The organism is Brevundimonas sp., assembly GCF_050729455.1.
In the GTDB taxonomy this organism is placed as follows: Bacteria; Pseudomonadota; Alphaproteobacteria; order Caulobacterales; family Caulobacteraceae; genus Brevundimonas.
The window spans coordinates 39,331-53,479 of the sequence record NZ_JBOHLI010000006.1 but is presented as its reverse complement, the minus strand read 5'-3'; the positions used below and the strand labels follow the sequence as shown (position 1 = coordinate 53,479).

The 14,149-nt window shown below is 68.2% G+C and carries 12 protein-coding genes; 1 reads left to right on the top strand and 11 read right to left on the bottom strand.

The annotated features are described in order from the left end of the window. Positions 1–86 precede the first annotated feature (86 nt). The 10 genes from gyrB to mutM form a co-directional block, all read right to left on the bottom strand. Positions 87–2,516, bottom strand: a complete 2,430-nt coding sequence (gene gyrB, locus ACREEF_RS03150; protein ID WP_431564155.1) for a DNA topoisomerase (ATP-hydrolyzing) subunit B — start codon at positions 2,514–2,516, stop codon at positions 87–89. A gap of 245 nt (positions 2,517–2,761) precedes the next feature. After that, complete coding sequence (gene recF / locus ACREEF_RS03145) at positions 2,762–3,952, bottom strand: DNA replication/repair protein RecF (protein WP_431564154.1); 1,191 nt, start codon at positions 3,950–3,952, stop codon at positions 2,762–2,764. A 517-nt stretch (positions 3,953–4,469) separates the two neighbouring features. Continuing rightward, positions 4,470–5,588 (bottom strand): DNA polymerase III subunit beta, encoded by a 1,119-nt coding sequence (gene dnaN, locus ACREEF_RS03140; RefSeq protein ID WP_431564153.1) that lies wholly within the window; start codon positions 5,586–5,588, stop codon positions 4,470–4,472. 314 nt (positions 5,589–5,902) lie between these two features. After that, positions 5,903–7,366 (bottom strand): chromosomal replication initiator protein DnaA, encoded by a 1,464-nt coding sequence (gene dnaA / locus ACREEF_RS03135; RefSeq protein WP_431564152.1) that lies wholly within the window; start codon positions 7,364–7,366, stop codon positions 5,903–5,905. Between the two features lie 492 nt (positions 7,367–7,858). Beyond that, positions 7,859–8,128, bottom strand: coding sequence for a 30S ribosomal protein S20 (gene rpsT, locus ACREEF_RS03130; RefSeq protein ID WP_114817932.1), 270 nt, complete (start codon positions 8,126–8,128; stop codon positions 7,859–7,861). A gap of 93 nt (positions 8,129–8,221) precedes the next feature. Further along, positions 8,222–8,530 (bottom strand): hypothetical protein, encoded by a 309-nt coding sequence (locus ACREEF_RS03125; protein WP_431564151.1) that lies wholly within the window; start codon positions 8,528–8,530, stop codon positions 8,222–8,224. Positions 8,531–8,535: 5 nt separating this feature from the next. After that, complete coding sequence (locus ACREEF_RS03120; protein ID WP_431564150.1) at positions 8,536–9,321, bottom strand: enoyl-CoA hydratase; 786 nt, start codon at positions 9,319–9,321, stop codon at positions 8,536–8,538. Between the two features lie 42 nt (positions 9,322–9,363). Further along, positions 9,364–9,612 (bottom strand): helix-turn-helix transcriptional regulator, encoded by a 249-nt coding sequence (locus ACREEF_RS03115; RefSeq protein WP_431564149.1) that lies wholly within the window; start codon positions 9,610–9,612, stop codon positions 9,364–9,366. Next, positions 9,582–10,070 carry a hypothetical protein gene (locus tag ACREEF_RS03110; RefSeq protein WP_431564148.1) on the bottom strand — a complete coding sequence of 163 codons (489 nt, stop codon included), beginning with the start codon at positions 10,068–10,070 and terminating at the stop codon, positions 9,582–9,584. The genes ACREEF_RS03115 and ACREEF_RS03110 overlap by 31 nt, the downstream gene beginning before the upstream one ends. 93 nt (positions 10,071–10,163) lie before the next feature. After that, a complete protein-coding gene (gene mutM, locus ACREEF_RS03105; RefSeq protein ID WP_431564147.1) occupies positions 10,164–10,997 on the bottom strand; it encodes a bifunctional DNA-formamidopyrimidine glycosylase/DNA-(apurinic or apyrimidinic site) lyase in 834 nt (277 codons plus the stop codon). Between the two features lie 148 nt (positions 10,998–11,145). On the opposite strand from mutM, the gene ACREEF_RS03100 reads away from it, so the two are divergent. Next, positions 11,146–13,194: an OPT family oligopeptide transporter gene (locus tag ACREEF_RS03100; protein ID WP_431564146.1), complete on the top strand. Its 2,049-nt coding sequence runs from the start codon at positions 11,146–11,148 to the stop codon at positions 13,192–13,194. A 34-nt stretch (positions 13,195–13,228) separates the two neighbouring features. Here ACREEF_RS03100 and ACREEF_RS03095 read toward each other — a convergent pair whose 3' ends face one another. After that, entirely contained in the window at positions 13,229–14,098 is an 870-nt protein-coding gene (locus ACREEF_RS03095) for a LysR family transcriptional regulator (RefSeq protein WP_431564145.1), read from the bottom strand. Between the last annotated feature and the right edge of the window lie 51 nt (positions 14,099–14,149).

Here is a 14,149-nt window from a genome sequence, read left to right as displayed (position 1 = left end):
CTGGCGGCATCGCCGCCGCTATAAAGGGCGGGGCTCTTAACACGATGATGACAGGACCGCTAATCACCCCTTGCGGACACTGAACGTCAGACGTCGACGGCGGCGTCCAGGGCGTTGTCCTGGATGAACTCGCGGCGGGGTTCGACCACGTCGCCCATCAGCTTGGCGAACAGGTCGTCGGCGTCGTCGCCGTGCTCGACCTTGACCTGCAGCAGGGTGCGGGCGTTGACGTCCAGCGTCGTCTCCCACAGCTGCTCGGGGTTCATCTCGCCCAGACCCTTGTAGCGCTGGATGGCCATGCCCTTCTTGCCGGCGTCCAGCACGGCGTTCAGCAGGTCCAGAGGCCCGCGGATCGTCGTGGACTTGTCCTTGCGGCGATAGACGGCGGGCTTGTCGAACAGGCCCTCGAAGACAGCGGCGCGTTCGGCCAGGCGGCGGGCGTCCAGCGAGCGGCCCAGCTGTTCGTCCAGCACGATGGTTTCGGTGACGGCGCGACGGACGCGGCTGAACATGACCCCGCCCTGCTCGGCGCGACCGCCCGACCAGGGGCCGTCGCCTTCTTCGGCGTAGAGGTTCAGGCGTTCGGCGGCGCTGGCGGCGCGGGCTTCCAGTTCGACGCCGCCCTCGGTGAACAGGCCGGCCAGAGCCCCCTGCTCGATGGCGAAGGCCGGAGCGCGGGCGGCCAGACGGTCGACCAGGGCCTTGAAGGCCTTGGCCTCGCGCACCAGGGCCTGCAGGTCCAGACCCATGCGGCGCTCGCCGGTCGACAGGTCCAGTTCGGCGTCGGCGCAGCCCTCCTCGATCAGGTAGGCGTCCATCTCCGCCTGGTCCTTGACGTAGCGGTGCTGCTTGCCCTTCGACACCTTATAGAGCGGCGGCTGGGCGATATAGACGTGGCCGCGTTCGATCAGCTCCGGCATCTGACGATAGAAGAAGGTCAGCAGCAGGGTGCGGATGTGGGCGCCGTCGACGTCGGCGTCGGCCATCAGGATGATCTTGTGATAGCGCAGCTTGTCGGCGTTGAAGTCGTCGCGGCCGATGCCGGTGCCCAGGGCCAGGATCAGCGTGCCGATCAGCTCCGACGACAGCATCCGGTCAAAGCGCGCGCGCTCGACGTTGAGGATCTTGCCGCGCAGGGGCAGGACGGCCTGGTTCTCGCGGTTGCGGGCCTGCTTGGCCGAGCCGCCGGCGGAATCGCCCTCGACGATGAACAGTTCGGACTTGGCCGGATCGCGTTCCTGACAGTCGGCCAGCTTGCCGGGCAGGCTGCTGATTTCCAGCGCCGACTTGCGCCGCGTCAGGTCGCGCGCCTTGCGGGCGGCTTCACGGGCCGAGGCGGCTTCGATGATCTTGGACACGATCATCTTGGCCTCGACCGGGTGCTCCTCGAACCAGGTGGACAGGCCTTCCGAGCACAGGTTCTCGACCGCCGGGCGCACCTCGGACGAGACCAGCTTGTCCTTGGTCTGCGAGCTGAACTTGGGATCCGGCACCTTGACCGACAGGACGCAGGTCAGGCCCTCGCGGGCGTCCTCGCCGGTCGGCGCGACCTTCTCCTTCTTGGCCAGGCCCGAGCTCTCGATATAGCTGCCCATGACGCGGGTCAGGCTGGCGCGGAAGGCCGACAGGTGGGTGCCCCCATCCCGCTGCGGGATGTTGTTGGTGAAGCACAGCATGGTCTCGTGGTAGCTGTCGTTCCACCACAGGGCCAGGTCCAGCTCGATGCCGTCCTTCTGGCCGCGAATGACGATGACGTCCTTCAGGATCGGCGTCTTGGACTTGTCGAGGTGGCGCACGAAGGCTTCGACGCCGCCCTCGTAGTGCAGCATGATCTCGACCGGCTCGGCGCCGCGATGATCCGACAGCTTGATGACCACGCCCGAGTTCAGGAAGGCCAGCTCGCGCAGGCGATGCTCCAGCGTCTTCAGGTCGAAGTCGATGTGGCTGAAGGTGGTGACCGAGGGGAAGAAGGTGACCTCGGTGCCGGTCAGCAGACGGCCCTTGTCCTCGCGCATCGGCGCGTCGCCGACGACCGCCAGCGAACGCACCGTCTCGCCGCGCTCGAAACGGACGGTGTGCTTCTTGCCTTCGCGATAGACGACCAGCTCCAGCCAGTCGGACAGGGCGTTGACCACGGACACGCCCACGCCGTGCAGGCCGCCGGACACCTTGTAGGAGTTCTGGTCGAACTTACCGCCGGCGTGCAGCTGGGTCATGATGACCTCGGCGGCGGAAATGCCTTCCTCGGCGTGGATGGCGGTCGGGATGCCCCGCCCGTTGTCGGTCACGGTGACCGAACCGTCCTCGTTCAGGGTGACCGTCACCAGGTCGGCGTGACCGGCCAGGGCCTCGTCGATGGCGTTGTCCACCACCTCATAGACCATGTGGTGCAGGCCCGAGCCGTCGTCGGTGTCGCCGATATACATGCCGGGGCGCTTGCGCACCGCGTCCAGGCCTTTGAGAACCTTGATGGAATCAGCGCCGTATTCCGGCGAGGCGTCAGTCTGGTCGGTCATGAAAACGTCGGCTCAGGGTCCGCGGACGGACAGGGAAAAGACGGCCTCTCAGCCGTCCGCATCAGGTCGCAAATCACCGCGCCCCGACGCCGATAACATATAGGAAATTTGACGGGAAAAGCCACTCTTTCCCCTTCTCCCCTTGAGGGAGAAGGTGGGCGCCGGAGGCGCTCGGATGAGGGGTGTCGGCGCGAGGTTTCAGGAGCAGCAGAACAGGCCAGCAAAACCGCCAAAAGGCGCCGCCGTCACCCCTCATCCGTCTCGCTGCGCGAGCCACCTTCTCCCTCAAGGGGAGAAGGAGAAAGCAACGCCCCGCCTTCCACCGAAACGAACTGCGCCCGGCCTTCCAGCGCCGCGAACAGACTGCGCTCGGTGCCGGTCATGAAGGCCTGCAAGCCCAGGGCCTCGATCTCGTCGAACAGGGCGGCGCGGCGGGCCTCGTCCAGATGGGCCGGAGCCTCGTCCAGCAGCAGGACGGGCTGCGCCTTCACTCCCCCGTCCTGACCCGCCAACCGCCCGACCTGGGCCAGGATCAGGTTCAGCACCAGGGCCTTCTGCTCGCCCGACGAGCCCTCGGCGGCGGGCCGGTTCTTCTCGCGATGGATAGCCGTCAGGTCCGAGCGATGCGGCCCGAACAGGCTGCGCCCCGCCGCCGCGTCGCGCCCCCGCGCCCGCATGAAGCCCTCGCCCAGCATGGACAGGATGTCCGCCTCGTCCACCCCCGTCGCCGCCATCTCCTCGGCCGGACCGGTCAGACCCAGATCAGCCTGGGGAAAGGGCCGGTCGTCGCGCGCGTCGATGCCCGCCTGCAGCGCCGCCAGCGCCCGCGTCCGCGCCGTCGCCGCCCGCGCCCCGGCCTCGGACAGCCGCGCCTCCAGCGCGTCCAGCCACAGGGGATCGGCGGGTCTTCCCTCCGCCCCGTCGGTCAGCAGCTTCAGCCGCTCGCGCAGGGCCTTTTCATAGGTCGAGACCGTGGCCGCATGGTCGGGATCGGCTGCGAACACCAGGCGGTCAAAGAACCGCAACCGCCCCGCCCGCGCGTCGGAAAACAGCCGGTCCTGCTCAGGCGTGGCCCAGACCGGGCGCAGGTGATCCAGCAGCCGTCCCGGCGGGGCCGTCTCGCCGTCGATGCGGACGATCCGCCGCGCCGCGCCCGGCGTCTGCACGCCCGTGCCCAGACGCACCTCTTCGCCGTCTTCATCCAGCGTCACCATGACGGCCCAGGCCCGGCCTGTGGCCTCGCCCGGCTCGCGCCGCCCCATCTCCTGCGCCGTCGCCCCGCGCAGCCCCTTGCCGGGGGTCAGCAGGCTGATCGCCTCCAGCAGATTGGTCTTGCCCGCCCCGTTCGGCCCATGCAGCACCACGGCCCCGCCGGAAACCGGCAGGCTGGCGCTCGCATAGGAACGGAAGTCGGTGAGGGCGAGGGAGGTGATCAAGGAGGTTACATAAATCCGCTCATCCCGGCGAAAGCCGAGACCTAGAAGCGTTGCACGTCCAGTTCGGAGCCGTCTGTCTGGAAAAGACCTCTCGTCGACTTTCCATCGCGATCGACCAACGAGCAGTCCACCGTCGTGACACCCGCAGCGAAGCTGCTCCAGCGGCACCCGCCAGTCCCCTCCACCTGGACAGGAGGACCTCCCGCCCTGAAAAGTAAGACCCGATCAATCGGTTGCATAATGACAGCGCCGTCCGAGATTCGCGCCCTCCCGTCGCCCTCAAAACTTAGGGCGCAGCATTCCGGCGTAATGGCGAAAGCGACGCTGGCTCGACCATCGACGTAACTCCTGACGAGCACCGAACCCTGACAGTCAGCGCTGAAGTCCGCTTCCGCAAAGCTGAGCGCCGCACAGACGCCGCGCAGATTGATAGACGACTGCGGCGCTTCGTCCTGAGCCACCGCCACGCCTGCTGACAAGCTGGCGGAGGCCAAGAGAAGAGCCGCAAAGCGCACACCTACACCCGCAGCGGCATCAGCACGTACTGCACGCCCACATCGGCGGGGTCGAGCACCAGGGTCGGCGACGCCGGGTCGGCGAACTTGAAGTGGGCGGTTTCGCCGGTGATCTGGCCGGCGACGTCCAGCAGGTAGCGGGCGTTGAAGCCGATTTCGAACGGCTCCTCGGAATAGCCGATCTCGACCTCCTCCTCGGCCTGACCGGCTTCCATGTTGCGCACGGTCAGCTTCACCCGGTCGTTGTCGAAGGCCAGCTTCACCGAGCGGCTCTTCTCGGCCGAGATGGTGGCCACGCGGTCGACGGCCTTGGCGAACAGGGCGTTGTCGATGTCGGCCTGCTTGTCATTGCCCTTGGGAATGACGCGCAGATAGTCGGGGAAGGCGCCGTCGATGACCTTGGAGGTCAGGCTGGCCTCGCCGAACTCGAAGCGGATCTTCTGGGCCGAGACCTGGACCTCGACCGGACCGGCGCCGTCGTCCAGCAGACGACGGACCTGATCCACAGTCTTGCGCGGCACGATGACGCCGGGGCCGCCCGCCGCGCCTTCCGGCGCCGGGGTCTCGGCCAGGGCCAGGCGGTGGCCGTCGGTGGCCACCGCGCGCAGCAGGGGAATCCCGCCCTCGGCCACCGTGTGCAGATAGAGGCCGTTCAGATAATAGCGCGTCTCCTCGGTCGAGACGGCGAAGCGGGTCTTGTCGATCAGACGGGCCAGATCTTCCTTGGGCAGGGTGTAGCGCGCGCCCGAGGTCTCCGTGGACATGACCGGGAAGTCGCCCGCCGGCAGCACCGGCAGGTTGAAGCGCGAACGCCCGGCCGAGATCAGCAGACGCGGATCATCGCCCGAATAGGTCAGCGAGACCTCGGCGCCGTCCGGCAGCTTCTTGACGATTTCATACAGGGTGTGGGCCGGGGCCGTGATCTGGCCCTCGACGTTCACCTGGGCCTCGGCCTCGTCGACCATCTCCATGTCGAGGTCGGTGGCGGCGAAGGACAGGCGGTCGCGCCCGGCGCTCAGCAGCACGTTCGACAGGATCGGAATGGTGTTGCGGCGCTCGACCACGCTCTGAACGTGCCCGAGGGCCTTCAGGAGCGCGGAACGTTCGATGGTCAGCTGCATGTGGTCTCGCCCGGGCCGCGACGCCTTTATCAGCGTCGCCGTAAGGATGGGCTGGAACACTAGCGCATTGAGCGGCCGGGGCAACGGGGGGCCGACATCCGACGACGTCTGCCCCCGCTATCCACAGGCCAAAACCCCTGAACCCGCTCATCCCGGCGAAGGCCGGGATCCAGATGCAGACGCCGCGGCTGGCTATGAGGGCCAAACAGCAGCCTCCCCCCGCAAAACGGCGCGCCTTACAATCTGGGCCCCGGCCTTCGCCGGGGTGAGCGAAACGAGGGTCTAGCCGCGCCGCTTGCGCGTCACTTCCCTTTTTATCCGCGCAGCTTGCGCGTCAGGGCTTCCACGTCGCGAGCGATCTGCTCTTCCTTCGGCATCAGCTCTTCGATCTTGCGCACGCCGTGCAGGACGGTCGTGTGATCGCGCCCACCGAAGCGACGGCCGATGTCGGGATAGGAGCGGGTCGTGTGCTGCTTGCACAGATACATGGCGATCTGGCGCGGGCGGGCGATGGCGCGGGTGCGACGCTCGCTCAGCAGATCGGCCTGCTTCAGGTTGAAGTGGTCGGCGACCGTCTTCTGGATCTCGTCCACCGTGATGCGGCGCTCGGGCCCGCCGCGCAGGGCGACGCCCAGCAGGCTCTGGGCCTCGTCGACCGTCAGGGCCGACAGGCGGGCGCCGGCGACGGCGGCCAGGGTGTTCACCGCGCCTTCCAGCTCGCGCATCGAGCCGGGGGTGCGGTCCACCAGATGTTCCAGAACGTCGGCGCGGGCCTCGCCCGAAACGACGCCCAGCTTGGCCAGGGCGTTCAGACGTGACTGGGCCACGGCGATCTTCAGCGTGCGGTCGGCGGCTTCGACCGGGCAGGTCAGGCCGGCGGCCAGGTGGCTGCGCAGGCGCGGCTCGACGTCGGTCAGGGCGGTCGGGGCGCGGTCGGCCGACAGGACGATGCGTTTGCCGTCCTCGATCAGGGACGTCAGGGTGTTGAGCAGTTCTTCCTGGGTCGAGGTCTTGCCGCCGACGAACTGGACGTCGTCCAGCAGCAGCATGTCGGCCGAGCGCAGGCTTTCCTTGAAGGCCGCGGTCGAGCGGTCCTGCATGGCGCGCACGAAGGTCGAGAGGAAGCGCTCGGCGGTCAGATAGACCACCTTGGCGTCGGGGCGCAGGCGCTGCGCCTCCCAGGCGATGGCGTTCAGCAGGTGGGTCTTGCCGTAGCCGTAGGGGCCGCAGAAGAAGACCGGGTTGAAGTGGCCGTCGGCCCAGCTGGCCACCTGCCTGGCGATCGCCAGGGCGAAGGCGTTGCCCTGGCCCTCGACGAAGCTGTCGAAGGTCAGGCGCTCTTGCAGGCCGGCGGCGCGGACGGCGCGGGCGCCGTCGGTCGAGGGCGCGAAGGAAGACGCAGGCATGGCCGAGACCGGCTGCGGAGCCGCCACGCCGCCCACCGAGGCCAGGCGCGGGGCCTCGCCGGCGGGGAAGGCGGTCGCCGGCGGGATCGAGCCCACCTCGGCGCGGCAACGCACGTCCAGACGACGCGACAGGCCGTCCAGGCCCAGCCACAGCTCGTTCATGCGACGCAGGGCGTTCTTGCGCACCCAGTCCCGCGCATAGGCGGTCGGCGTCACCAGGATCAGGTTGCCGTTCGCATCCAGACGCACGGCCGAGGGCGCGATATAGCTGCTGAAGGGCCCGTCGCCGATCTCGGTCTTCAGGCGGCCCGCCGCCTCGCTCCAGATACGGTCAGGATCCGTCATGCCCGTCATTACTGCGCCCCCGATCATTCTCAGACACCCGCCAGAGTTAAGTTTTGGTCCACCGAACGAACGCCCTTCGAAGCCGTCAAATCCGGGACGACTTCTCCTGCCCCGCGAAGCCAGGCTTCGCGAGTGGGGTCGTACTCACAGACAGACATCTCCCGCCGAGGGAAACCTTTGATTTCCCTCGCCTTCATCCAGACCGGATGGAAGTGCGTTACCCCTCGAACTTACGCACAGCGCGGCGGAGATCAACGCTGATTCGAGTCGAGATTCGCACTTAAATTGTTTGACTCCGGCAAACCTCGGCCACGCTTAGGAAAATGGCGATTTCGCCCCATTTCCGAACGCCGGATTCCGTCGGGCACTTAGCGCCGGACAGCAAGACGGCGAGGGAGCTTGCGCTTCCTCGCCGTTGAAATCGTTAGATTTTCTTGCGACAACCCTGTTACGGGTAGTCCGAACCCATCAAATGACGTCGTTTGACAAAGGCGTGAAAGCCCGTCCCGACGCCCCCGATCAGGCGGCCGACAGCTTCTTCAGCTGGGCGGCCAGGCGCGAAACCTTGCGCGAGCCGGTGTTCTTGTGAACCACGCCCTTCGACACGGCGCGCATCAGTTCCGACTGGGCCGTGATGAAGGCGGCCTTGGCGGCGGCGGCGTCGCCACCCGTCAGGGCTTCCTGGAACTTACGCAGGTAAGTACGGACGCGGGTACGGCGGGCCTTGTTTACTTCGGTCCGCGCTTCGATCTTGCGGATCGCCTTGCGGGCGCCTGCATTGTTGGCCATCGGGTAAAACCTTCGAACGAAAACGCCGCGAACCCACGTCCACGGCGAGGAAATCTCAAGAGCGCGCGGCTATAGCGGAAAGGCTCTGAGCGGTCAACGCGACTCCGACTCAAGTTTGCGCCAGCCCCAACCCGCAAGGGCGCCCAGAAAACCGCCGGCGAGCCAGCACGCCGCGAAGGTTCCGCCGACAACCAGCAACCCCATCGCCATACCCCACTGATGCTCACGCGAGCCGAAACCCTCCTTCACCCCGCCCCACAGGACAAAGACGACCACCCAGCCGACCAGGATCGCCCCCAGCCCGCCGACGGCCGCCCATTTCGCCCAGCGCCCATATCCCAAGGCGTGAGTCAGAGCCGCCGCGACCGCGGTCAGCACCAACATCACGCCCGCGACGGACAAGGCTCCTAGCGCCCCGTGAAGGCGGGTTTGCGCTTCTCGACGAAGGCGGCCATCCCCTCCTTCTGGTCCTCGAAGGCGAACAGGGAGTGGAACAGGCGGCGCTCGAACACCACCCCTTGCGCCAGGGTCGTCTCGAAGGCGGCGTTGACCAGCTCCTTGTTGGCCATGACCGCCAGGATCGACTGCCCGGCGATCTTGGCCGCCGTCGCCCGCGCCTCGTCCAGCAGGACGTCGGCCGCCACCACGCGCGAAACCAGACCGGCGCGCTCGGCCTCGGCGGCGTCCATCATCCGGCCGGTCAGGCACATGTCCATCGCCTTGGCCTTGCCCACGGCGCGGGTCAGGCGCTGCGAACCGCCGATGCCGGGCGCCACGCCCAGGTTGATCTCGGGCTGGCCGAACTTGGCCGTCTCCGAGGCGATGATGAAGTCGCACAGCATGGCCAGCTCGCAGCCGCCGCCGAGGGCATAGCCCGACACCGCGGCGATGATCGGCTTGCGGAAGCTCGCCACCCGGTCATGGGCGCGGGCGAAGAAGTTGCCGCGATACATGTCGGCATAGGCCTGATCCGCCATCTCCTTGATGTCGGCCCCGGCCGCGAAGGCCTTCACCGAGCCGGTCAGGACGATGCAGCGCACGCTGTCGTCGTCGGCCACGCTCTCGAGGAAGTCGCCCAGCTCGCCCGTCAGGGTGGTGTTCAGCGCATTCAGCGCCTCGGGCCGGTTCAGGGTGACGACCGCATAGCCCTCGGCATGGCGTTCAATCAGCAGGGTGGAATAGGCGTCGGCCATCAGGCGCTCCTCACTATATCTGTTCGCAGGAGGTCTAGCGCCTCAGCCCTCCCACTGGAACACCTCGCCGATCTCGACGCCGAAGACCTGGGCGATGCGGAAGGCGGCCTCCAGGCTGGGCGAGTACTTGCCCTGCTCCATGGCCACGATGGTCTGGCGCGTCATGCCGATGCGCGCGGCCAGATCGGCCTGGGTCATTTCCCCGGCGTGGAAGCGCAGTTCACGGATGCGGTTCCTGATGGGGGGCGGCGCCTTGCCCATCACCGCCCCCGCTTCAGCAGGGTCAGACACAGGGCCCAGCGCGCCAGTTCCGACAGCATGATGCAGCCCAGCACCGCATTGGCCAGCACCACCAGACCATTGCCGGGGATCATCCACCGCGCCAGCCCCTCGGGCCTCACGCCGCCCCAGAAGCCGACGCCGTAGGCGACGCTGGCCACCGTCACCAGCAGACCGATCAGCAACATCAGCGAGACATGGCTGGCCTGCAGCGTCGCCAGCCCCTCGCGCTCGTCCCGCGCCCGGCGCTCGGCCTTGGACGTCGTCAGCATGGCCAGGGCCGTCAGCCCCGTTTCCAGCACCACCACCGCCACGAGCCCCAGGACGAAGAGCCCGCCCATGTCGGCGGCGAAGTCGGCCTGTTTCAGCCCCCTGGCCAGCACCCGCTCAAGAAACTTCCAGCCATAGACGCCCCAGACCGCCAGCCCGGCGACGATGGCCACCCACAGATGCTTCTCGCGAAAGCTCATGACGCGCTCCTCGCTGCTGTCGCGGAGCGAATGTCACATCACGCAGACATAATGTCTATTATTTTTTACATCACGTCCAATTTACCAGACACGTCACGTCTTCTGGCAGACCGGACAGAAGAAGGTCGAGCGTCCGCCCTGAACCACGCGCCGGATCACGCCGGAACAGCCCTCGGTCCGACACGGCGCGCCCTCGCGGCCATAGACGTCGAAGCGGTGCTGGAAATAGCCCTGCCCGCCCTCGACGTTGGCGAAGTCCTTCAGGGTCGAGCCGCCCGCCGCGATGGCGTCGGCCAGGACGTTCCTCACCTCGGTCGCCAGCCGCTCCAGCCGGGGCCGGCTGACCTTGCCCGCCGGGGTCAGCGGCGAGATGCGGGCGCGATAGAGCGCCTCGCACACATAGATATTGCCCAGCCCGGCCACGATCCTCTGGTCCAGCAGACTGACCTTGATGTTCTGCGCCTTGCCCGCGAAGGCCTCGGCCAGATGGGTGGCGGAGAAGGCGTTGCCCAAGGGCTCCGGCCCCAGCCCCGCGAACCAGGCGTGCCCCTCGACCGCCTCGGTCGAAATCAGCCCCATGAAGCCGAAGCGCCGCGCGTCGGCGTAGCCCAACCGGGTCAGCACCCCGCCTCGCTCGGCCGTCAGGCTCATGTGCTCGTGCTTGCCCGGCGCCGCGTCCTCCAGGGTGAACCGCCCGGTCATGCCCAGATGCGTCACCCAGGTCTCGCCCGTCGACAGCGGAAACAGCAAATACTTGGCCCGCCGGTCCAGCCGCAGCACCGTCGCCCCGTCCAGCCGCTCAGTGAACCGCTCGGGAAAGGGAAAGCGCAGATCCGGCCGGTTCTGACGCGCTGCCGTCAGCCGCGCCCCCTCCAGCACCGGCTCCAGACCACGCCGCACGGTTTCGACTTCGGGCAATTCGGGCATGAGGAAAGAGGTAGAGCCTGATACGGCGCGAGAGAAGGGGCGGGGTTCGCCCAATCTGACCCGCTTGGGCGCAACGTGGGAAACGCGACCCGTTGTCACGGCTGCGCTTTCCGGCTTACCTCCGGCGCGACAACGGAAAGAACCCTGCATGACAGACAAACCCGCCGGCGCCGGCGAACGCATCGAACTGACCCTCCGCGCCCTGATCCTGGGCTGCTTGCTGGCGGCGGTGTTTACAGCGGCCAACACCTATCTGGGCCTGAAGGTCGGGCTGACCTTCGCCTCGGCCATCCCGGCGGCGGTCATTTCGATGGCCCTGCTGCGCGCCTTCAAGGGCTCGACCATCTGGGAGAACATGACGGTCCAGACCGTCGCCTCGGTCGGCGGCGCCATGAGCTCGATCATCTTCGTCCTGCCCGGTCTGGTCATGATCGGCTGGTGGATGAACTTCCCCTTCTGGGAGTCGGTGGCCATCTGCGTGCTCGGCGGCGTGCTGGGCGTGACCTTCTCCATTCCGCTGCGCCGGACCCTGGTGGTGCAGGGCGGCCTGCCCTACCCCGAAGGCGTCGCCGCCGCCGAGGTGCTCAAGGTCGGATCGCCCGGTGCCGATGAATCCGCCGAAGCCGTGCGCGAGAACCGCTCTGGCCTGTTCGTGGTCATCGGCAGCGCCGTCGCCTCGGCCTTCTTCGCCTTCCTGGCCGCCGCGCGCGTCTTCGCCGCCGAAACCGTCGCCTTCCTGCGCCTGCCCGCCGCGCTCGGCGGCGGCGCCACCGGCGTCGGCTTCTCCATGCAGTTCGCCCTTCTGGGCGCCGGCCATCTGATCGGTCTGGCCGTCGGCCTGACCCAGCTGTTCGGCCTGATCCTGGCCTGGCTGATCTTCGTGCCCATCCTGACCTCGCCCGAGTTCGTGGCCTGGGCCACGGCCCACGGCGTGCCGTCCATCGCCGCCAGCCTGCCGGCCGGCGCGCCCGCCGAGGAACTGGCCATGACCGTCTGGGCCAGGGAAGTCCGCTTCATCGGCGCCGGCGTCATCGGCGTGGCCGCCCTGTGGACCCTGGCCAAGCTGGCCCAGCCCCTGGTCGCCGGCCTGGCCTCGGCTGTCGCCGCCCAGGCCAAGCGCGCCCAGGGCGAGGTTCTGGACCGCACCGAGCAGGACATCCCGATCAAGATCGTCGGCCTGCTGTCCGTCGCCGCCCTGGTCGGCATCGCCGTCCTGCTGGCCGTCTTCGCCCAGGGCACGGCCCTGGCCGGTTCGACCCCGCTGCTGGTCGTCGGCGGCCTGATCTACGTCGTGGTCATCGGCTTCGCCGTGGCCGCCATCTGCGGCTACATGGCCGGCCTGATCGGTTCGTCGAACAGCCCGGTCTCGGGCGTCGGCATCCTGGCCATCATCATCGCCTCCCTGCTGATGCTGGGCGTCATGGCCATCGCCGGCGTGCCCGCCGATCCGTCGATCATCGCCTTCGCCCTGATCGTCACCGCCGTGGTCTTCGCCGTGGCCGTCATCTCCAACGACAACCTGCAGGACCTCAAGACCGGCCAACTGGTCGAGGCCACGCCCTGGCGTCAGCAGACGGCGCTTCTGGTCGGCGTCGTCGCCGGCGCCCTGGTCATCCCCTTCGTCCTGGACATGATGAACCAGGCCTTCGGCTTCGAAGGCGGCCCGCCCGCCATCGTCGAGGGCTCGCAGACCCTGGCCGCGCCCCAGGCCACCCTGATCTCGGCCCTGGCCAAGGGCGTCATCAGCGGCGAACTGCGCTGGGACCTGATCGGCCTCGGCGCCCTGGTCGGCGTCGGCGTCATCATCCTCGACGTCGTCCTGCGCGGCGCCACCAAGGACAAGGTCAAGCTGCCGCCGCTGGCCGCCGGCATCGGCGTCTATCTGCCGGCCGCCGTCACCACCATGCTGGTCGTCGGCGCCGTCTGCGGCTGGGCCTATGACAGGTGGATCGCCACGACCCGCTTCGCCGACGTCGGCCGTCGCATGGGCGTGCTGCTGGCCTCGGGGCTTATCGTCGGCGAAAGCCTGTTCGGCGTCTTCACCGCCGCCGTCATCGTCAGCACCCGCGACGAAGCCCCCTTCGCCCTGCTGCCCGAGGGCAGCGCCTGGCCGGCCATGTGGGCGGGTCTGGCGGCCTTCGCCGTCCTTACCTTCGCCCTCTATTCCTGGATCCGCAGCCGCTCGGCCAAGGTCTGACTAAAGCACGGAGGCGAAAGCCTCCGTGCTTCCCCTAGAGCGCGGAAGCAAAAGCTTCCGCCGCTCTACTGGGCCGCCGCTCGCGGTGGCGCAGCAGATGAAACGGCCGCTCGGGCAGATCGAGCGGCAAACGAACCAGCCGCCCCGCCTCGATCAGGGGCTGGGCGGCCAGTTCCGAAATCGCCGTGACCAGCCCCCCCGCCGCCACCGCCGACAGGATGGCCTCGTTGGACGGCAGGGTCAGAACGGCCCGCAATCCCGCCGCGACGCCGCGCGGCAAGGCGGCCTCGAACTCGCTGCGGGTGCCCGACCCCTCCTCGCGCAAGGCCCAGTCCAGCGCCTTCAGCTCCGCCGCCGACAAGGGCTCGTCCCGCCCCGCCAGCGGATGCCCCGGCGCCGCCACCACCACCAGCCGGTCGGCGTCGATCCGCACCTTCTCGACCCTCGACGCCTCGAACGCCCCCTCGATCAGGCCCAGCTCCGCCTCGCCCGCCAGCACCGCCTCGACCACCCGGTGCGTATTGCCGATGTCCAGATGCAACTGGATCTCGGGATGGGCCCGGGCGAAGGCCGCCATCCTCGGCGGCAGCCAGTAGGCGGCGATGGTCTGGCTGGCGAACAGCCGCACCGAGCCGCGCCTCAGCCCCGCCAGATCGTCCAGCGCCTGTTCCGCCGCCTCGGCCTGGGCCAGAACGGCGCGGGCCTCGGGCAGGAAGGCGGCGCCCGCCGCGTTCAGGGCCAGCCCCCGGCCGACACGGTCGAACAGCTGGGTCCCGTGTCGCGCCTCCAGAGCCGCGACCGCCGCGCTGACCGCCGACTGGGTCAGGTTCAGCGCCTCGGCCGCCCGCGTCATGTGCAGACGCTCGGCCACGGCGACGAAGATGCGGAGTTGTTCCAGGGTCATGGCCAATCAATCGTTTTTCTCGATTGTTAAGTCCAGAACTATCCGTTGGAA